General features: G+C 63.8%; 17 protein-coding genes and 1 pseudogene. 5 read left to right on the forward strand and 13 right to left on the reverse strand.

The genetic code is table 11. The annotated features are described in order from the left end of the window. Positions 1-85: 85 nt before the first annotated feature. Positions 86-2,362 carry a phosphoenolpyruvate--protein phosphotransferase gene (ptsP, locus tag ACTS1Z_RS06160; protein WP_442623571.1) on the reverse strand — a complete coding sequence of 759 codons (2,277 nt, stop codon included), beginning with the start codon at positions 2,360-2,362 and terminating at the stop codon, positions 86-88. Positions 2,363-2,515: 153 nt separating this feature from the next. Between ptsP and ACTS1Z_RS06165 the strand changes: the two genes are divergently transcribed. The 3 genes from ACTS1Z_RS06165 (at position 2,516) to ACTS1Z_RS06175 (ending at position 4,805) form a co-directional block, all read left to right on the forward strand. After that, on the forward strand, positions 2,516-3,043 hold the full coding sequence (locus ACTS1Z_RS06165) for a GNAT family N-acetyltransferase (RefSeq protein ID WP_442623572.1): 528 nt from the start codon (positions 2,516-2,518) through the stop codon (positions 3,041-3,043). A 307-nt stretch (positions 3,044-3,350) separates the two neighbouring features. After that, positions 3,351-3,893 (forward strand): DsrE family protein, encoded by a 543-nt coding sequence (locus tag ACTS1Z_RS06170; RefSeq protein ID WP_442623573.1) that lies wholly within the window; start codon positions 3,351-3,353, stop codon positions 3,891-3,893. 90 nt (positions 3,894-3,983) lie between these two features. Continuing rightward, complete coding sequence (locus ACTS1Z_RS06175; RefSeq protein ID WP_442623574.1) at positions 3,984-4,805, forward strand: zinc ribbon domain-containing protein; 822 nt, start codon at positions 3,984-3,986, stop codon at positions 4,803-4,805. Positions 4,806-4,918: 113 nt separating this feature from the next. Here the strand turns inward: ACTS1Z_RS06175 and ACTS1Z_RS06180 are convergent. The 5 genes and pseudogenes from ACTS1Z_RS06180 to ACTS1Z_RS06200 all read right to left on the reverse strand — a co-directional run. Beyond that, a pseudogene (locus ACTS1Z_RS06180) lies at positions 4,919-5,047 on the reverse strand (2-nitropropane dioxygenase); the annotation flags it as partial. A gap of 2 nt (positions 5,048-5,049) precedes the next feature. Continuing rightward, positions 5,050-5,448 (reverse strand): hypothetical protein, encoded by a 399-nt coding sequence (locus ACTS1Z_RS06185; RefSeq protein WP_442623575.1) that lies wholly within the window; start codon positions 5,446-5,448, stop codon positions 5,050-5,052. A 188-nt stretch (positions 5,449-5,636) separates the two neighbouring features. Next, the gene (locus tag ACTS1Z_RS06190; RefSeq protein WP_442623576.1) at positions 5,637-6,035 is read right to left on the reverse strand and encodes a hypothetical protein; all 399 of its coding nucleotides are present in this window, start codon (positions 6,033-6,035) and stop codon (positions 5,637-5,639) included. 85 nt (positions 6,036-6,120) lie between these two features. Next, complete coding sequence (locus tag ACTS1Z_RS06195; protein WP_442623596.1) at positions 6,121-7,107, reverse strand: NAD(P)H-dependent flavin oxidoreductase; 987 nt, start codon at positions 7,105-7,107, stop codon at positions 6,121-6,123. A 169-nt stretch (positions 7,108-7,276) separates the two neighbouring features. Further along, positions 7,277-8,521 (reverse strand): aspartate kinase, encoded by a 1,245-nt coding sequence (locus tag ACTS1Z_RS06200; protein ID WP_442623577.1) that lies wholly within the window; start codon positions 8,519-8,521, stop codon positions 7,277-7,279. A gap of 78 nt (positions 8,522-8,599) precedes the next feature. Between ACTS1Z_RS06200 and ubiG the strand changes: the two genes are divergently transcribed. After that, entirely contained in the window at positions 8,600-9,349 is a 750-nt protein-coding gene (ubiG, locus tag ACTS1Z_RS06205) for a bifunctional 2-polyprenyl-6-hydroxyphenol methylase/3-demethylubiquinol 3-O-methyltransferase UbiG (protein ID WP_442623578.1), read from the forward strand. Between the two features lie 9 nt (positions 9,350-9,358). Here ubiG and ACTS1Z_RS06210 read toward each other — a convergent pair whose 3' ends face one another. From ACTS1Z_RS06210 to ACTS1Z_RS06230, 5 genes are all read right to left on the reverse strand, one after another. Then, a complete protein-coding gene (locus tag ACTS1Z_RS06210) occupies positions 9,359-10,093 on the reverse strand; it encodes a hypothetical protein (RefSeq protein WP_442623579.1) in 735 nt (244 codons plus the stop codon). Positions 10,094-10,097: 4 nt separating this feature from the next. Beyond that, positions 10,098-10,769, reverse strand: a complete 672-nt coding sequence (locus tag ACTS1Z_RS06215) for a glutathione S-transferase family protein (protein ID WP_442623597.1) — start codon at positions 10,767-10,769, stop codon at positions 10,098-10,100. Between the two features lie 47 nt (positions 10,770-10,816). Then, positions 10,817-11,449 carry a class I SAM-dependent DNA methyltransferase gene (locus ACTS1Z_RS06220; protein ID WP_442623580.1) on the reverse strand — a complete coding sequence of 211 codons (633 nt, stop codon included), beginning with the start codon at positions 11,447-11,449 and terminating at the stop codon, positions 10,817-10,819. 61 nt (positions 11,450-11,510) lie between these two features. Next, the gene (locus ACTS1Z_RS06225) at positions 11,511-11,897 is read right to left on the reverse strand and encodes a hypothetical protein (RefSeq protein WP_442623581.1); all 387 of its coding nucleotides are present in this window, start codon (positions 11,895-11,897) and stop codon (positions 11,511-11,513) included. Between the two features lie 79 nt (positions 11,898-11,976). After that, positions 11,977-12,315, reverse strand: a complete 339-nt coding sequence (locus ACTS1Z_RS06230) for a VOC family protein (protein ID WP_442623582.1) — start codon at positions 12,313-12,315, stop codon at positions 11,977-11,979. A gap of 208 nt (positions 12,316-12,523) precedes the next feature. Here ACTS1Z_RS06230 and ACTS1Z_RS06235 point away from each other — a divergent pair, with 208 nt between their 5' ends. Beyond that, on the forward strand, positions 12,524-13,405 hold the full coding sequence (locus ACTS1Z_RS06235; protein ID WP_442623583.1) for an OmpA family protein: 882 nt from the start codon (positions 12,524-12,526) through the stop codon (positions 13,403-13,405). 14 nt (positions 13,406-13,419) lie between these two features. On the opposite strand, the gene gltB is transcribed toward ACTS1Z_RS06235, so the two are convergent. Both gltB and ACTS1Z_RS06245 read right to left on the reverse strand, forming a co-directional pair. Beyond that, positions 13,420-17,928 (reverse strand): glutamate synthase large subunit, encoded by a 4,509-nt coding sequence (gltB, locus tag ACTS1Z_RS06240; protein WP_442623584.1) that lies wholly within the window; start codon positions 17,926-17,928, stop codon positions 13,420-13,422. Continuing rightward, positions 17,925-18,518: a DUF2059 domain-containing protein gene (locus ACTS1Z_RS06245; RefSeq protein WP_442623585.1), complete on the reverse strand. Its 594-nt coding sequence runs from the start codon at positions 18,516-18,518 to the stop codon at positions 17,925-17,927. The genes gltB and ACTS1Z_RS06245 overlap by 4 nt, the downstream gene beginning before the upstream one ends. Positions 18,519-18,520 lie beyond the last annotated feature (2 nt).

An 18,520-nucleotide genomic window follows, 5' to 3' on the forward strand; every position in this document is an offset into this window, starting at 1 on the left:
GTCGGCGCGCTGGTTAACTGCAGCTGCGCTTTCGCAAGCTGCCGTGATTCATGTCAATGGCTTTCGCGCCGCCAATGTTGCCAAGTCAACCGATCGCGACCGACCGTTGCTCTGCCCAGTCGAGTAGAGTCTGGCGCATGTCATAGGGCGGTTCGGCGAGCCATGCATCCATCTGCTCGCGCAGCATGGCAGCGTCCAGCGACCGGATCATCGCCTTGATCGATCCGACGGCCGCCGGCGTGATCGAAAGCTGCTCCACGCCAAGGCCGATCAGCGCCATCGCCTCCAGCGGCCGGCCGCCCATCTCGCCGCAGATCGTCGCCGGTACGCCCGCCTCGGCGCTCGCCTTGAAGATGCGGCGCAGGAACCGCAGGATGGCCGGGCTCAGCCAATCGTAGCGTTCCGCGATGCGCGGGTCGGCGCGATCGGCGGCGAACAGGAACTGGGTCAGATCGTTCGTGCCGACCGACAGGAAATCGATGCGCGGCAGAAGCTGGTCCAGCGCCTCGGCCAGCGCCGGCACTTCCAGCATGCAGCCATAGCGGATTTCGTGCGGCAGCATGTGATGATGGTCTTCGAGCCAGACGCGCTGCGCCTCGAACAGCGCCCGGGCCTCTTCGAACTCCCAGGGTTCGGACACCATCGGGAACATCACGCTGAGCGTCTTGCCGGCCGCCGCCTCGATCAGCGCGCGCGCCTGCACCTTCATCAGGCCTTCGCGATCGAGCGACAGGCGCAGCGCGCGCCAGCCCATCGCCGGATTTTCCTCTTCGGCCGTTTCGGTGCGCAGATAGGGCACCGACTTGTCGCCGCCGATATCGAGCGTGCGGAAGATCACCGGCTTGTCGCCAGCCGCGTCGAGCACGTCCTTGTAGAGCTTCTGCTGCGCCTCGCGGCGGGGCAGGGTGGCGGAGACGAGGAACTGGAACTCGGTGCGGAACAGGCCGATCCCGTCGGCGCCGGCCAGGCTGAGCGTGTCGACATCCTCGCGCAGCCCGGCATTGACCATCACTTTCATCCGCTTGCCGCACTGCGTTTCCGGTGCCAGGTCGCGCAGCGCCTCGAACGCCGCGCGCTTCTGCTGCATCCGGGCGAGCTTGGCCTCGAACGCTTCGACCATCGTCGGAGACGGGCGCACGAATACCGAACCGTCCTCGACGTCGAGCAGCAGCTGATCGCCTTCATGGATCAGGCGGCGGATATTCTGCACGCGCCCGAGCACGGGCACGCCCATGGCCCGCGCGACGATCGTGACGTGCGCGGTGAGCGAGCCTTCCTCGAGCACGACGCCTTTCAGCCGCCGCCGGTCATATTCGAGCAGTTCGGCGGGCCCCAGATTGCGGGCGATCAGGATCGAATCGCTGCGCAGGCCGAGCTGGGCGGCCGTGCCCAATTGCCCGGCGACGATCCGGATCAGCCGGTTCGCCAGATCTTCCAGGTCGTGCATCCGCTCGGCGAGCAGCGGGTCGTCGATCTCGTGCATCCGGGCGCGGGTGCGCTGCTGTACGCGTTCGATCGCCGCTTCGGCGGTGAGGCCGCTGTCGATCGCCGCGTTGATCCGGCGGCTCCAGCCTTCGTCATAGGCGAACATCTTGTATGTCTCGAGCACGTCCTTGTGCTCGCCCGCCGCCCCGAATTCCGCCTGGTTGGACAGCGCGTCGATCTGTTCGCGCATCTTGCGGAACGCCTGATAGACGCGCTGGCGTTCGGCTTCGGTATCCTCGGCGACCGTATGCTCGATATCGACACGCGGCTGGTGGAATACCGCCTTGCCCTCGCCCATGCCGATGACGAGCTTTTGCCCGGTCAGCCGCATGGCTTCGGTCTGGCGCGCGATCTCGGCTTCCGTGCCGCTCTCGTCGATCAGCTCGGCGCTGGCGATCAGTTCGGCGAGCACCATGGCGACGGTCTGCAGCGCCTCGATCTCGACATCGTCATAGGGCCGGGGGTCGGCATGCTGCACGGCGAGCACGCCGACCGCGCGTTCGCGATGGATGATCGGGATGCCGGCGAAGCTGTGATAGGTTTCCTCGCCGGTTTCGGGCTTGTAGGCGAAGTCCGGGTGCGAGGTCGCCTCGTCGAGATTGAGGATGCGGCCGCTCTCGGCGATCACGCCGACCAGCCCTTCGCCCATGGCGAGCTTGGTGACGTGCACCGCGTCCTGGTTGAGGCCGCGCGTCGCGAACAGCTCGAGCACGCCCTCGCGCAGCAGGTAGATCGAGCAGACCTCGCTCGACAGCGCCTCGCCGATAATCTCGACGACGCGGTTGAGCTTGCCCTGCGCATGGTTGCGCGACGCCATCACGTCGTGGAGCCCGGTCAGTATCTCCCGGGACGCGGTTGTTGCTTCGGCGAAACTCATGGCCGACCGGTTAGCAGACGCACAGGCAGGGCGCCATCGGGGAAACGCTAGGCAAAGCAAAAGATTGGCTTCGCAGCAGCGCGCCGGCAAATGCCGAAACTCGCGGTCGCGGCCGATCTGCGCTATAGGTTCCAGAGAGACAGGGGTCGTTCGATGGCGGACTATACGATCAGGCGCGCGCAGGCCGAAGACGCGGCGCAGCTCGGCATCGTCGGGCCTGCCTCCTATGCGGCCGCCTATGGCTATCTCTGGCCCGAACCGGCGCCGCTCATGCGGCATCTCGAAACCTATGGCGAAGCGGCCGTGCGATCCGCGATGGAAGACGAAAACACGGCTTTCTGGGTGGCCGAGAGCGACGGTGTTGCCGTGGGGTTCGCCATGGCCGTGCGCGGCTCCAAAAATCCGTCCACCGGGAGCGAGAGCGGCGTCGAACTCCGGCGGGTCTATGTGCTGCCCAATGTACGCGGGTCGGGCCTTGGCAAGCGGCTGTACGATGCCGTCGAAGATTATGCGCGCGACCATGGCGGCGATCATATCTGGCTCGACGTGATGGACAGCGCGGACTGGGCCTATGGCGCCTATTTGAGCTGGGGCTTCCTCGAGATCGGTTCGCGGACCTTCGAAAAGCCGGTCTATGAAGACCGGCGCAAGATGATCCTGCTCGCGAAAGAGATCGGCTGAACCGACCCGCGGTTGACACTGGTTGACACTGGGCCTGGGCAATCGTGGGTCATCCTGGCGCTAAGTTGACAAAGTTGACGCGTAGCGAGCTATTCCGGGCGAGCTGTGCCGGCGCAGTTCGCGGTTCCCGTGGATCGACGGATCAAAGAGCCTGTCCCGCGCGCGGCCGAACGGACGGACGCGGGGCGATTGCGGTGACGATAGCATGGCGGGGCGCCTGTAGGACAGGAAATAGGGTTCGGCCGGCTGGTGCACCGATGGGTGGAGCGATAGGGAAGGCCAAACGCCGTTGCCGGAAGGATATCCCATGCGCACATTCGCCGCCGCCCTGACCGCCGCCTGCCTCATCGCAACGCCGCTCGCCGCGCAACCGGATGCGTTCCGCACCGGCCCGGTCTTCACCGATTTCGGCCAGACCGCCGATGTCGAAACGACCATGGCCATCCCGGCCGACGCACAGTTCGCGGTCGCTTTCGACACGGCGACCCGCGCGGATGTGGGCGAGATCAACCGGACGCTCAACAGCGCCGCGCGCTTCATCAACATGCATGTCGCGGCCGGTGTGCCGCGCGAGAATATCCGCGTCGCGGTCGTCGTCCATGGCCAGGCATCGCTCGATCTGACGCGCGCCGAATTCTACGCGGCCCGGCAGGACGGCGCGGAGGATGCGAACGCCGCGGCGATCGAGGCGCTGCTCGCCAACAATGTCCAGATCATCCTGTGCGGCCAGACCGCCGCCTATTACGAGATCGGCCTCGGCGACCTGCTGCCCGGCGTCGATATGGCGCTATCCGCAATGACGGCGCACGCGCTGCTGCAGCAGGAGGGGTTTACGGTGAATCCGTTTTGAAGATTCTATTCGGATTCGTCTTGAAGAGGGGTTGTTGAATAGTGGATAGTATCCAATGGTTTGGATACTTACTTGAGCTTGGAGAGTGCAGTGGGGGATTCAGAAAAACAATGCCCGGATTGTGCTGAATTTGTTAAATCTGAAGCGAGGATTTGCCGATTCTGCAATTATGAGTTTTCAAAGAGTCCTTTGGTCGAAACGAAAAATCCACCGAGCATCCAAGAGACTGAGTCTTCGAGTACCGAGAACGGATTTACCGAAAATCCAAATGTAAGCGCGAAGCCGCTTTTGATTGGCGGCCTAATTCTTGCGGCCTTTTTTCTCTACGCAAGCCTTGCAGGCGGGCAGGACTCTGGCTCAACGTTCGCCGAGGATACTGCGACGGATATCGGAGCAGAGGCCGATGCGATAATGGCAGAAATGGAAGCAGCCGCGGCAGGTGCGTTGGGGGAGGATTCAACGTCCGAAACTATCGGTAATTGGCAGTATATCGTCTCGCAAGACGAAGCTCGTGGTGCGGACATAAAGACAGCATCCATAACTAGCGAAAACCAGGTCTTTCTGTCACCTCCGTACGATGGAGGCACAAGAGCTCGACTTGTGATACGGCAGCACCCCTCATACGGACTCGACATATTCGTTGAGGCGCGTCCTTCTCAGATTGTGTGCCGATCGTACGATGGCTGTTCGGGCCTGATAAATATCGACGGAAATCCAGAAACTTTAAGCCTTAACACGTCCGCCGATTACAACAGCGAAATCGTGTTTTTTCGATTTCCAAGACCATTGCTTTCGCGGATTCAAGGATCGGAGAGGGTAATTATCGAGCTCCCATTCTACAGTAACGGGAATCGGCAGTTCACGTTTAACACAGAAGGACTCGAATGGCCGATAACAGAGAACTCTAGCTAGTCGCTGTGGTTTCTTTCTCTCGATAAGAAGGGGGCACATCTCCGCCGCCTAAACATCCCTAACGGTGTAGCGTTGGGTCTGTGCTTGTCTCCGGTTCTTCTCCAGCCCTTGACCGTCTCGTCCATCAGGCTGGCGATGATATCGGCGACTGGTTCCTCGGTCTTCACCACCCCGACACTCTGGCCAGCCATCAGCGAGCCGTTTTCGACATCGCCGTTGATCACCGCGCGGCGAAGGGCGCCGCCTATTCCGGTTTCGCTTTGCCGACCCGCGCCGGATCGGCCGTGGCGCCGGTGTCGCTGTCGCTGCGGCTGTTGTCGGGGCGGAAATGCTGTGTCAGTCCGCGCCCGCGGCCGGCCGGGTCTGCCGTCGATCCGGTGTCGCTGTCGGTCATGGGGCTGCTCGGCCGCGCGGCCGGCGCTTCTGCCTCCGGCGCGCCGAGCCCATGCCCCACCGGGTCGGCCGACGCGCCGGCATCGGCATCGGTAATGCCGGTCGGCGCGGGTTCCGGTTCTGCTTCGGCGGTATCGCTATCGGTGCTTTGCGCGTGCGCCTTCGCGCCGCTGATCACTGCGAGCGCGCCGAGCGAGGTCGCCGCTCCGATCCGGTTCAGAAAAGCACGGCGATTACAGACGCTCCGCATGGGCAGTTCCTCCCTTTTCGAGGCGCGCAGTATAACCGCATCGGGCACCGCCGCGAAGGCCTGGCCGTTTGTCCGCCGGGCGAAATCAGCCCCGGTTCTTCTCCAGCGCCTTGACCGCCTCGTCCATCAGGCTGGCGATGATATCGGCGACCGGTTCCTCGGTCTTCACCATGCCGACCTCTGCCCGCCTATTCCGGTTTCGCGTTGCCGACTCGCGCCGGATCGGCCGTGGCGCCGGTATCGCTGTCGCTGCGGCTGTTGTCGGGCCGGAAATGCTGGGTCAGTCCGCGCCCGCGGCCGGCCGGGTCGGCCATCGATCCGGTGTCGCTGTCGGTCATGGGGCTGCTCGGCCGCGCGGCCGGCGCTTCTGCCTCCGGCGCGCCGAGCCCATGCCCCACCGGGTCGGCCGACGCGCCGGCATCGGCATCGGTAATGCCGGTCGGCGCGGGTTCCGGTTCTGCTTCGGCGGTATCGCTATCGGTGCTTTGCGCGTGCGCCTTCGCGCCGCTGATCACTGCGAGCGCGCCGAGCGAGGTCGCCGCTCCGATCCGGTTCAGAAAAGCACGGCGATTACAGACGCTCCGCATGGGCAGTTCCTCCCTTTTCGAGGCGCGCAGTATAACCGCATCGGGCACCGCCGCGAAGGCCTGGCCGTTTGTCCGCCGGGCGAAATCAGCCCCGGTTCTTCTCCAGCGCCTTGACCGCCTCGTCCATCAGCCCGGCGATGATGTCGGCGACCGGTTCCTCGGTCTTCACCATCCCGACGCTCTGGCCGGCCATCAGCGAGCCGTTTTCGACATCGCCGTCGATCACCGCGCGGCGCAGCGCGCCGGCCCAGAAATGTTCGATCTGGAGCTGCGCCTCGCCCATCTCGATCTCGCCCGCATCGAGCAGCTTGGCGACCTCGATCTGCTTCTTGTTGAACTCCTGCGTGCCCTTGTTCTTGAGCGCGCGGACGGGGATAACCGGAAGACGATCGTCGATCTGCGTGCTGACGATCGCGTCGCGGGCCGGGGCGCGCATGAACGCCTTTTTGAAGTCCGGATGCGCAATGCATTCGGTGGCGCAGACGAAGCGCGTGCCGAGCTGGACGCCGACCGCGCCCACTTCGAGCCAGGCCGCGATCGCGTGCCCCCGGCCGATGCCGCCGGCGATGAAGATCGGCAGCTCGTCGCGCAGCTCGGGAAGGATTTCCTGGGCGAGGACGGATGTCGAAACCGGCCCAATATGGCCGCCCGCTTCCATCCCCTCGATCACCAGCGCGTCGACACCGGTGCGGTGCAGCTTCTTCGCCAGCGAGAGCGCCGGGGCGAAGCAGATCAGCTTGGCGCCGAATTCCTTGATCTTCGGGATCGCCCAGCCCGGCGGCAGCCCGCCGGCGAGCACGACATGGCCGACTTCATGATCCGCGCAGACCTGGATCAGTTCGTCGAGCTGCGGGTGCATGGTGATGAGGTTGACGCCGAACGGCTTGTCGGTGCGCTTCCTGGTTTCGGCGATCTCCTCGTCGAGCATGTGCGGTTCCATCGCGCCGCAGGCGATGACGCCGAAGCCGCCGGCGTTCGAGATGGCGGAGACGAGGTTGCGCTCCGAAATCCAGCTCATCGCGCCGCCCATGATTGCATATTCGGTGCCGAGAAAATCCCGGCCGCGCTGCATCATGGTTTTGATGTCGTCGATGGTCGTGGTCATGCGATGTCTCCAACACCGTCATTCCCGCGAAAGCGGGAATCCCGATTTTCTTCTTCGATCCCAACTCCCGGCGGCGTGGCAAGAAAGAAGCGGGATTCCCGCTTTCGCGGGAATGACGAGAATTGGGCGGCATCATTCACGCCGCGTCATCCTGCTGGTCGAGGCCGTAGGCCGTGTGCAGCACGCGCACGGCGAGCTCGGTATAGTCTTCCTCGATCAGCACGCTGACTTTGATCTCGCTGGTCGTGATCGCCATGATGTTGATGCCGCGATCGGCCAGCGTTTCGAACATGGTGGAGGCGACGCCCGCATGGCTGCGCATGCCGACGCCGACGACCGAGACTTTGCAGACATCGGTATCATGGATGATCTCGCGGTAACCGATCGAATCCTTCGCCTGTTCGAGGATGTCGAGCGAGCGGGCGAGATCGTCCGACGGGACGGTGAAGGTCACGTCCGTATTGCCGGTATCGCGCGCGAAATTCTGCACGATCATGTCGACGTTGATGTTGCCCTCGGCGAGCGGCTTGAAGATCGCGGCGACCGAGCCGGGCTTGTCGGCGATCGAGGTGAGCGTGACCTTCGCCTCGTTCTTGGCATAGGCGATGCCGGTGATCAGCTGCTGTTCCATATCCTTGTCCTCAAATTCCGTCTCGTCGACGATCATCGTGCCCGGCTTGTCCTCGAAGGAAGATAGCACCTGGAGTGGTACGCGATGCTTCATCGCCAGCCCGACCGAGCGGGTCTGCAGCACTTTCGCGCCGACGCTGGCGAGCTCCAGCATCTCCTCATAGGTGATTTTCGAAAGCTTGCGCGCCTTGGGCACGATGCGCGGATCGGTCGTGTAGACGCCGTCGACATCGGTGTAGATGTCGCAGCGATCGGCTTGCACCGCCGCCGCGATCGCCACCGCCGACGTGTCCGATCCGCCGCGGCCGAGCGTCGCCAGCCGGCCCTCGCGCGTCATGCCCTGGAAGCCGGGAATGACCGCGACCTTGCCGCCCGCGATCGCTTCGCGGAGAATGTCCGCGTCGATATCGTCGATCCGCGCCGAGCTATAGGCTTCCGAGGTCCGGATCGGCAGCTGCCAGCCCATCCAGCTGCGCGCATCGACATCCATCGACTGGAGCATGATGGCGAGCAGCCCGGACGACACCTGTTCGCCCGACGCTACGACGACATCATATTCGCGCGGATCGTAAAGCGACGATGCTTCGCGGCAGAACTGGACGAGCCGGTCGGTTTCGCCGGCCATCGCGGATACGATCACCGCAACGTCGTTGCCCTTGTCGACCTCGCTCTTCACGCGTTCGGCGACGGCCCGGATCCGCTCGATCCCGGCCATGGACGTGCCGCCGAATTTCATCACGATGCGGGCCATTGAACTGCCGAAAACCCCCGAAAAAATGCGCTTTGCCCCATGGCAGAGCGCGGGCGATCCTGTTAGGCAGGGCGGGTTATGAACGCAAGTGCAGCATCGTCCCCGGAACCGCAAAACTCCGTCGATCCGAAAGAGGCCGAACATTTCGGCAGGCTCGCGGCCGAGTGGTGGGACCCGAAGGGATCGTCCGCGATTCTGCACCGGCTCAATCCGCCGCGCCTGCGCTATATCCGCGAGGCGATCGACCAGCATTGGGGCAGTGCGGAATATGAGCGGCATCCGCTGGCCGGCAAGCGCGCGGCCGATATCGGGTGCGGGGCGGGCCTGCTCGCCGAACCGCTCGCGCGCCTCGGCGCGGACGTTACCGGTATCGATGCGGCGGCGGAGAATATCGCCGCGGCCAAGGCGCACGCCGCGCAGTCGGGGCTCGAGATCGACTATCGCGCGGGCGGAATCGAGGTAGCAGACGGGCCATACGATCTCGTTACCTGTATGGAGGTGATCGAACATGTCGCCGATCCGGCGGCGTTCGCGCAAGGGCTGGCCGATGCGCTGGCGCCCGGCGGTCTGCTCGTCATGTCGACGCCCAACCGCACCGGGCTTTCGAGGCTGGCGATGATCACGGTTGGCGAGGGGGCAGGCCTCATCCCCAAGGGCACGCATGACTGGAACAAGTTCCTGACGCCCGAAGAGCTGACCGAACTGCTGGAAACGGCCGGGCTGCGCGTTACCGATATTTCGGGTCTGAGTTTTTCGCCGGCCCGCGGTTTCGAAGTCAGCGACCGCACCGCGCTCAACTATCTGGTGACGGCAATTCCGGCGCGCTGACTTGGCGTCTTAGCGGGTGGGAACCTGCCGCTCGATCTGCAGCGGCCGGGCCCGCGCGGGATCGTAACCGTCGAACGAATATTCGGGGAAACGCGCGAAAAAGGGCGCGGTCTTCTCGTAGAGATAGTCGACAAGTTCTTGGGTATAATAGTCTTTATAGGTGCGGTCCGCGGGCATCGCGCCGGTGACATTGTACGGCTTGATGATGATGTCGGCGGGCAGGCCGATTGCTCCGCCGAACGCGGCGAACTCGCCCGCCAGCGCTTCCTGATGCAGATAGACGTCCATCTCTAGGTGAAAGGCTTCGTGCACGTCGATGGCGTCGTGCCGGTCCAGCCCGTCATGGAGAAACTCCTCGAACGTCATTTCGGACTGGCGCGTCAGCTTTTCGATATAGCGGTCCCGCTCGTCGGGTGGGAGATCGTAGATCCAGCTCTTCTTGTTCTTCACGTTGCGCATCCGGCTGGTGCGGTTGCGCAGAAATTTGGCGACATACCAGGAAAACATGTTGCGCACGCCGACGACCTTGATCGCCGGTTCGACCGGTTCGGCAATCCCCGCATCACGGAGCTGCGGCAATGTGCTGTGCTTGCTCGGCGCGATCCGGCGGCCGTCCTCGACGATATCCTCCGCCGGCCAGAAGGCTCCGATCCCGGCCTCCTGCAGGGCCACGATGACCGCGGTGCTGCCCGTCGCCGGGGCCGCGAAAAAACAGAAATTATACTCGCTTACGAGAAACGCCATCGCGTCAGAAATCGACCTTGTCGTAATGGGCAGGCGGCGAAATCACTTCCATGCGTTCGGACAGCAAGGGGCGGAAGCTCGGCCGGCTTTTCAGCCCCGCATACCAGGCCTTGGCCTGTTTGTGGCTCGACCAGTTGAACCCGCCCAGATAGTCGGCGACCGAAATCTGCGCGGCGCCGGCCAGGTCGGCAAGGCTCAGCGTCGATCCGCCGACCCAGCGGCGATGGTCGAGCAGATAATCGATATAGTCGAGATGCGAATCCGCGGCCTTCATCGCTTCGCGCAGTACCGTGCCGTCGGGCGCCTCGCGGTGGAAGAGCCGTTTGAACATGCGCTCATGCATGAGCGGGGCGACGACATCGACATAGAAATTCTCGTCGAACCAGGCGACGAGGCGGCGGATTTCGGCGCGGCTGCCGGCCGGGCCGGTAATCATGCGCGCGGCATCCACCGTCTCCTCGAAATATTCGCAGATCGCGCGGCTGTCGATCAGCGTCGCGCCCTTGTCCTTTTCGACCATGATCGGCGTCTTGCCCGCGGGATTGATGTCGAGAAACTCGTCGCGCCGCTCCCATGGCGATTCCCGCACGAGATCGTAGCCGATGCCCTTTTCGCCGAGCAGCAGCCGCACCTTGCGGCTGAACGGACAGAGCGGAAATTGATAGAGTTCCCACATGCGCTGCGCTTGTAGCGCGGCGGGGGAATCCGTCCAGCGGTTATTCGTCAGGCGATGCGCTTGCGCGATGCCATCAGCACCGATCGGCCGAGGCATTCGGGATCTTCCGGAACGAAGGTAATCTCCCGGAACCCGGCGCTTCTCAGGATATCGCGATATTCCGCTTCGGACAGGCTGGCGTGATAAACTGTTTCGCCGCCCACCGTGCCGGTGACCTCGCCTTCGCCGGTGCCCACCGTCAGCAGTATCGCGCCGCCATCGCCGATCCGGTCCGCGAGATCGGGCAGGGCGGCGCGCTGCTCGGCGACGGACAGATGGAAGAGGCCGTCCCAGCTATAGATGCCATCGAAACGGCCGGGCAGGTCGAGCTGTCGCATGTCGCGGACCAGCCACTCCGCCTGCGGATAGCGGCGGCGCGCGAGCGCGATCATTGCGTCCGAGTAATCGACACCGACGAGCGTAAAGCCAGCTTCGATGAAATAGGCCGCAATAGGTTCGCCGGCGCCGCATCCGAGATCGAGCAGGCGGCCACTTCCCCCGACCGCCGCCGCAAATTGATCGAGCCATGGTTTCTCGTACAGGGAACGGGGACGGTCCTTGTCCCAAACGTGCGCCCGCCGCTCATACACATCGCGCGTCGCGATTCTGGCGGCTTCGATGGCGGATGTGCGCGCGTTCATGCGGCCCTAGTAAGAGGCACGAGAGACCCGTTCCCGCGGCGGCCGGATTTTCGGTTGTTTGTTATTCGGGAACCGCGTTGCCGAACCGCTCGGCCCAGCTTTCGAGTTCGGGGATCATCGTTTCGATTTCGCTGAGCATCGAGCCGATCATCGCGGTTGCCATGCGGGCCTTGCCGCGCAGATCTTCCTCGGCGTTGGGATCGTTGCGGACCATCATGTCGCGCAGCGTATCGTCGGGGCGGACATCGCCCTCGATCTCGACATTGGGTACGGAGCCAGCGAGCCGTCCGATCGGCAGATCGAGCAGCACATCCATGAACCGGTCGACGGCGATCACGGTTTCATCCTGCGCCGCATAGGGATCGTCGTCCCAGATATCGCCGTCCTGGGCGAGTGCGGGGGCGGCGGTTGCCAGCGCCAGCGGAGCGAGAAGCGGCCATACGCGCATGAAAAATCTCCCGGAATCAGGATCGAATGTTTAGCAACTTCTTGACCGAAGCGAAATGAGTCTCGGCTGAATGGCGAAATCAGCCTTCAGTCTCATACTGATAGACGAGCAGCTCGTTGCCGCCCGGATCGCGAAAGTGGAAGCGCCGCCCGCCGGGAAAAGCGTATGTTTCCTTGACGATGACGCCGCCCGCCGCGCGCACCGCCTTTTCCGCCGCCGCAATGTCGTCGGTCTGAAAGCCGGGCAGGGGCGGCGGAGTCTCGCCGAAACAGGCGAGACCCATCTCGAAAATATCCGTATTGGCGCCCGCATATTCGGGGCCGTAATCGGTGAATTCGACATCAAATGCTGCTGTGTAGAAGGCTTTCATGGCCTCCATGTCGGTCGTTGCGAGCTCGATATAATTGGGCATCTGCATGGCGGATCCTCCTCTGTGTTCACTATATGTTCTTATCGGGCGGTGCGCAATGGGCAACGTGAAGCTAAGGGCGCGTTAACCGTTTACCGCAGGATTTGCTCCAAACGTCCCGCCGCCCGTGGGGGGTGGGAACTCTTCACAGATCGGCAAGTTTAGCGAAAATTCACGGCCATGTTATGCGGTCCTGAGAGGTTGAAGGAGAACCATCGTGCAGATCATTATCAGAGGGCCCAAAGCATTGGCGTGTATCGCCATCCTCGCGACGCCGATACCGGCCAGCGTCTCGGCGCAGGAGATGGACCCGGCCACGGGCGCGGAATCGATCCTCGTCTACGGTTCGGCGCCGGCCGATCTCACCGGATTGACGCCGGGCCCCGAGATCGAAGGCCTGATTTCGGCGCGCGATGGCGAAGCCATGCGGGTATCGAGCGCGGACGGCAGCATGACGACGATCCTCATCTCCGAAGCGACCGATATCAGGGGCCGTGGCGGTTTTCTCGGCCTCGGCCGCACCACGCTCGGCGCCGACTCGCTGCTCAACGGCCTGCCGGTCACGGTGCAGACCGTCGAATGGAATAGCGGGCTGGTCGCGAGCGAAATCCGCTTCAGCAACGAGGATCTCGAAACCGCCTCGATGATCCGTACGGGCACGGCCCAGGGCTTTGCCGAACAGACGGCGGCGACCGAAGCGCTGCGCGGCCGCGTCGGCGATATCGATCAGTATAATATTCGCGGCACGACGAACGTCTATTTCGATACCGGCCGCTGGCAGCTCTCGTCCCAGGCCGAGAGCGAGCTATGCGCGACCGCCGCGCAAGCCGATGCGACGGACAACGCGCTGTTGCTCGTCGTCGGCTATACCGATTCCGTCGGCGATCAGGACTATAATCAGGTGCTGAGCGAAAGGCGGGCCGGGCGCGTGGTCAATTATCTGCAGCAGGAATGCGGCTGGGCGCCGTGGCGCATGCTGACGCCCACCGGCATGGCCGAAGCGGACCCGCTCGCCGATAACACGACCGCCGAAGGCCGGGCACAGAACCGCCGCGTCTCGGTCAATATCCTCGTCAGCAGGGCCGTCGAGGGGCTTTAGGCGCAGCGCCGCCGCTATTCGGCGGCCGCGATCTCTTCCTCGTCGCTGAGCGGGTGATCGAGGCGGCCGATCATTTCCTTCGGGCAGACCTGCCAGAAATGGCTCTGCCAGCGGTCCCAGTCGTCGATGATCGAATGGGCCCAGGGGCTGTCGGTCGCCTTGGCATGTTCGCCGATCAGTTCGAGCAGCCGTTCCTCCCAGTGCGAAGAGGCGAGGCGTTGCCAGACGATGCTTTCGGGATTGGCATGACGCTCGAGCAGCCCGTCTTCGTCGAGGACGAAGGCCATGCCGCCGGTCATGCCCGCGCCGAAATTCTTGCCGACGCGGCCGAGGATGACGGCGATCCCGCCGGTCATATATTCGCAGGCATTCGCGCCCGCGCCCTCGATCACGACCTCCGCGCCCGAATTGCGCACCGCGAACCGCTCGCCCGCGCGCCCGGCGGCGAACAGCTTGCCGGCCGTAGCGCCGTAAAGGACCGTGTTGCCGATGATCGTATTGTCCTTGCTCTCGAGCGGCGAGGAGACGGTCGGGCGGACGACGATATGGCCGCCCGAAAGCCCCTTGCCGACATAGTCGTTCGCATCGCCGAACACTTCGAGCGTAATGCCCTTGCACAGGAACGCGCCCAGCGATTGCCCCGCCGATCCGCGCAGGCGGACATGGACGTGATCGTCGGCAAGTTCGGACATGCCAAAGCGGCGCGTGACTTCGGACGATAGCCGCGTGCCGACCGCGCGGTGGGTGTTGCGGACCGTATAGGTGAGCTGCATCTTCTCGCCGCGCTCGAACACGGCCTGGGTATCGGCAATCATCTGCGCATCGAGGCTGTCGGGCACTTCGTTGCGCCAGCCCTCGATATTGAAGCGCCGTTCTTCGTCCGGTGCGTCGACCTTGGCGAGGATCGGATTGAGGTCGAGATCGTCGAGATGCTCGGCCCCGCGCGAGACCTGACGCAGCAATTCGGTCCGGCCAATCACCTCGTCGAGCGAGCGGAAGCCGAGGCGCGCCAATATCTCGCGCACTTCTTCGGCGATGAACGTCATCAGGTTGATGACGCGTTCGGGCGTGCCGACGAACTTCTCGCGCAACCGCTCGTCCTGCGTGCAGACGCCGACCGGGCAGGTGTTGGAATGGCACTGCCGCACCATGATGCAGCCCATGGCCACCAGCGATAACGTGCCGATGCCGAATTCCTCGGCGCCGAGGATCGCGGCGATCACGATATCGCGGCCCGTTTTCAGCCCCCCATCGGTGCGCAGGCGGATGCGATGCCTGAGGCCGTTGAGCGTCAGCACCTGATTGACCTCGCTAAGACCCATTTCCCACGGCGTGCCGGCGTACTTTATCGACGTCTGCGGCGAGGCGCCGGTGCCGCCCGTATTGCCGGCGACGAGGATCACATCGGCATGCGCCTTGGCGACGCCGGCGGCGACCGTGCCGATGCCCGCGGAGCTGACGAGCTTCACGCAGACCCGCGCCTTGGGGTTGATCTGTTTGAGGTCGTAGATGAGCTGCGCCAGGTCTTCGATCGAATAGATGTCGTGATGCGGGGGCGGGGAGATCAGCGTTACGCCCGGCGTCGAATGGCGGAGCTTGGCGATGAACTCGGTCACCTTGAAGCCGGGCAGTTGCCCGCCTTCGCCGGGCTTTGCGCCCTGGGCGACCTTGATTTCGATCTCGTCGCACGCGTTCAGATATTCGGCCGTAACGCCGAAGCGGCCACTCGCGATCTGCTTGATCACGCTGTTCGCATTGTCGCCATTGCTGCGCGGCGTGTAGCGCTCGACATCCTCGCCGCCTTCGCCGGACACCGCCTTCGCGCCGATCCGGTTCATCGCGATGGCCAGCGTTTCATGCGCTTCGGGTGAGAGCGCGCCGAGGCTCATGCCGGGCGTGACGAAACGCTTGCGTATCTCGGTGATCGCCTCGACCTCGTCGATCGGCACCGGTTCCTTGGCGTAGTTGAACTCCATAAGGTCGCGCAGATAGACGGGCTCGAGGTCGCGCACGCCGCGCGAGAATTGGAGGTAGCTCGAATAGCTGTCGGTGCTGACCGCGGTCTGCAGCAGGTGCATGAGCGGGGCGGAAAAGGCGTGGCTCTCTTCGCCCGCGCGCTGGCGGTAGAAGCCGCCGATGGGGAGGGTGACGACCGCCGGATCCCAGGCGGCTTCATGGCGCAGCTCGGCATTGAGCTGGAGCGAGGCATAGCCTTCGCCCGAAATCTTGGCGGGCATACCGGGGAAGAACTCGTTGACCAGCGAGCGCGAGAGCCCGACCGCCTCGAAATTATAGCCGCCGCGATAACTGGAGATCACCGCGATCCCCATCTTCGACATGATCTTTCTGAGGCCCTCGTCGATCGCGAGCTGGTAGCGTTCCAGACAGTCTTCGAGCGTCAGATCGACGAACAGGCCCCGCGCATGGCGCTCTGCAATCGCCGCCTCGGTGACATAGGCGTTCACCGTCGTCGCGCCGACGCCGATCAGCACCGCGAAATAATGGGTGTCGAGACATTCGGCCGAGCGCACGTTCACGGACGCATAGCTGCGCAGCCCCTGGCGCTTGAGATGCGTGTGGACGGCCGCGGCGGCGAGTACCATCGGGATAGCGATCCGGTCGGGCCCGGTATTTTCGTCCGTCAGGAACAGCTCGATATGGCCCTCACGCACCACCTGTTCGGCCTGTTTGCGGACGGTTGCGATGGCCTCGCGCAGCGTGCCGCCTGTCTCATAAGTGCAATCGATCTCGGCGGCGACGTCGCCAAAGCCTTCCTTGAGCCCGCCCCATTGGTCGGAGGTGAGGACCGGAGAATCGAGCACGAGTACACTGTCCTGCTCGGCTTCCTTGTCGAGGATGTTGGCGAAGTTCGCGAAGCGCGTCTTGAGGCTCATCACATGGCGTTCGCGCAAGCTGTCGATCGGCGGGTTCGTCACCTGGCTGAAATTCTGCCGGAAGAACTGGCTGATCAGGCGCGGCTTGCCGGAGATCACGGCGAGCGGCGTATCGTCGCCCATCGATCCGATCGCTTCCTTGGCGGTTTCGACCATCGGCGCGAGGATCAGCTCCATATCCTCCATCGTCTGCCCGGCAGCGACCTGGCGACGGAGCAGCTCCGCGCGCTCCCAGTCCGGCGCGTAACGCTTTTTGGGCTTGGGCAGGTCGGCGCTCGTCTTGAAGCCTTTCACCCATTCGCCATAAGGGCGCTCGCCCGCGATCTTGTCCTTGATCGCCAGATCCTCGAACAGTTCGCCTTCCTCGAGATCGACGGCGATCATCTGGCCGGGGCCGAGTTGGCCCTTCTTCACGATCTGGCTTTCGGGCACGACGACCATCCCGGTTTCCGAACCGACGATCAGCAGCCCGTCCGACGTTTGCGTCGTACGCAAGGGGCGCAGCGCATTGCGATCCATGCCCGCGACGATCCAGCGGCCGTCCGTCATCGCGAGCGCGGCCGGCCCGTCCCAGGGCTCCATCATGCTCGCGAGGTAAGCGTACATGTCCTGATGCGGCTTGGGGATGTCGTCGTCATGCTGCCACGCTTCGGGCACGAGCATGAGTTTGGCCGTTGGCGCATCGCGGCCCGAGCGGCAGATCGTTTCGAACACAGCATCGAGCGCAGCCGTGTCAGAGGACCCGGCCGGGATCAGCGGTTTGATCTCTTCCGAATGGTCGCCGAATGCGAGGCTCGCCATCTTGATCTCATGGCTCTGCATCCAGTTCCTGTTGCCGCGGATCGTGTTGATCTCGCCATTATGCGCAAGGCTCCGGAACGGCTGGGCCAGCCACCATTGGGGAAAGGTGTTGGTCGAATAGCGCTGGTGGAAGATTGCTATGCGGCTCTCGAACCGCTCGTCGGTCAGGTCCGGATAGAAGGTCGACAGCGATTCCGCGAGGAACAGGCCTTTATAGACGATGTTCCGGCAGGAGAGGCTGCAGATATAGAAATCGCGCACCTGCGCCTGGACGATCCGCTTCTCAATGCGTTTGCGGATGAGGAACAGGTTTTTCTCGAACTCCGCGGCGTCCACATCGTCGGGCATCGGCCCGGCGATCATGATCTGCTCGATCTCGGGCCGGGTCGCCTGCGCCTTGGTGCCGATCACCGAGATATCGACGGGCACCTGCCGCCAGCCGTAAATCTCATAGCCGAATTCGATGATCTCGCTCTCGACGATCGTCCGGCAGGTTTCCTGCGCGTTGAGATCGGTGCGCGGCAGGAACACCATGCCGACCGCCAGCCGGTTGGGCAGCACCTTGTGCCCGCTGTCAGCGATCGCCTCGTCGAAAAAGCGCTCGGGCAGGTCGACGAGAATGCCCGCGCCGTCGCCGGTCTTGCCGTCCGCATCGACCGCGCCGCGATGCCAGACGGCCTTGAGCGCCTCGATCCCCGCCTCGACAACGCGCCGCGAGGGCTGCCCGTCGATCGCCGCGATCAGTCCGACGCCGCAGGCATCATGCTCCATATCGGCATGGTACATGCCTTCCGTGGCGAGGCGATTATGGGCGGGGGTATCGGTCATTCGGTGCCTTCCATGTCCTCAGCAGGTTCAGCACCGCCATTATTGCTGTCGAACGCGTTCATCATCTCGCCCGCGACAACGATCCCCGCTTGCAGGCTGTATTGCCGGCCGAGCGCGGTCATGTTCTGGTAGACGCTCGGGAGCAGCCTGACCCAGGCGCTGCCGAGATCGGTGCGGAAGAAGGCGGCGGTCGCCTGGAGTTCCTCGAGCGACATGTTCTGCGCCCAATAGTGCGCGATCTCCTCGAGAATCTCGGGATAATGGGTGCGGAACTGCTCGGCGTAGCGGCGCGAAAATTCGCGTTCGAATCCGGCCTGGCCGCCCGGATAGCGGCTCTCGATCTCCGCGCCGATATCGCGCGCCGGGCTGACCCGCATGAGCTGGTCCAGCATGTTCGAGACGGCGCCGGGGCGCAGCCGCTCGAAGGCATGGTCGAGCTGTTCCTCGGCGCGCGCCAGCACGGCGATTTCGCGGGCCAGCTCCATCCGCGCCTCGAGGTCGGGGCTTACGGGCGCAGTCGGCGTCTGCGCGAGGAGCGGCGCCGGGGCGATGGCCAACATCGCCGCTACCGCAATCGATATTCCTTTCATGC

The organism is Parasphingopyxis sp., assembly GCF_052168295.1.
Taxonomy (GTDB): Bacteria; Pseudomonadota; Alphaproteobacteria; order Sphingomonadales; family Sphingomonadaceae; genus Parasphingopyxis.

Bases quoted from the DNA above. Each gene is read 5' to 3' on its own strand.
- gltB (WP_442623584.1), bottom strand. From the start codon at position 17,928: ATGACCGATACCCCCGCCCATAATCGCCTCGCCACGGAAGGCATGTAC.
- ACTS1Z_RS06210 (WP_442623579.1), bottom strand. From the start codon at position 10,093: ATGGCGTTTCTCGTAAGCGAGTATAATTTCTGTTTTTTCGCGGCCCCG.
- ACTS1Z_RS06170 (WP_442623573.1), top strand. From the start codon at position 3,351: ATGCGCACATTCGCCGCCGCCCTGACCGCCGCCTGCCTCATCGCAACG.
- ACTS1Z_RS06165 (WP_442623572.1), top strand. From the start codon at position 2,516: ATGGCGGACTATACGATCAGGCGCGCGCAGGCCGAAGACGCGGCGCAG.
- ACTS1Z_RS06220 (WP_442623580.1), bottom strand. From the start codon at position 11,449: ATGAACGCGCGCACATCCGCCATCGAAGCCGCCAGAATCGCGACGCGC.
- ACTS1Z_RS06230 (WP_442623582.1), bottom strand. From the start codon at position 12,315: ATGCAGATGCCCAATTATATCGAGCTCGCAACGACCGACATGGAGGCC.
- ACTS1Z_RS06200 (WP_442623577.1), bottom strand. From the start codon at position 8,521: ATGGCCCGCATCGTGATGAAATTCGGCGGCACGTCCATGGCCGGGATC.
- ACTS1Z_RS06225 (WP_442623581.1), bottom strand. From the start codon at position 11,897: ATGCGCGTATGGCCGCTTCTCGCTCCGCTGGCGCTGGCAACCGCCGCC.
- ACTS1Z_RS06215 (WP_442623597.1), bottom strand. From the start codon at position 10,769: ATGTGGGAACTCTATCAATTTCCGCTCTGTCCGTTCAGCCGCAAGGTG.
- ptsP (WP_442623571.1), bottom strand. From the start codon at position 2,362: ATGAGTTTCGCCGAAGCAACAACCGCGTCCCGGGAGATACTGACCGGG.
- ACTS1Z_RS06190 (WP_442623576.1), bottom strand. From the start codon at position 6,035: ATGCGGAGCGTCTGTAATCGCCGTGCTTTTCTGAACCGGATCGGAGCG.
- ACTS1Z_RS06185 (WP_442623575.1), bottom strand. From the start codon at position 5,448: ATGCGGAGCGTCTGTAATCGCCGTGCTTTTCTGAACCGGATCGGAGCG.
- ACTS1Z_RS06195 (WP_442623596.1), bottom strand. From the start codon at position 7,107: ATGCAGCGCGGCCGGGATTTTCTCGGCACCGAATATGCAATCATGGGC.
- ubiG (WP_442623578.1), top strand. From the start codon at position 8,600: ATGAACGCAAGTGCAGCATCGTCCCCGGAACCGCAAAACTCCGTCGAT.
- ACTS1Z_RS06245 (WP_442623585.1), bottom strand. From the start codon at position 18,518: ATGAAAGGAATATCGATTGCGGTAGCGGCGATGTTGGCCATCGCCCCG.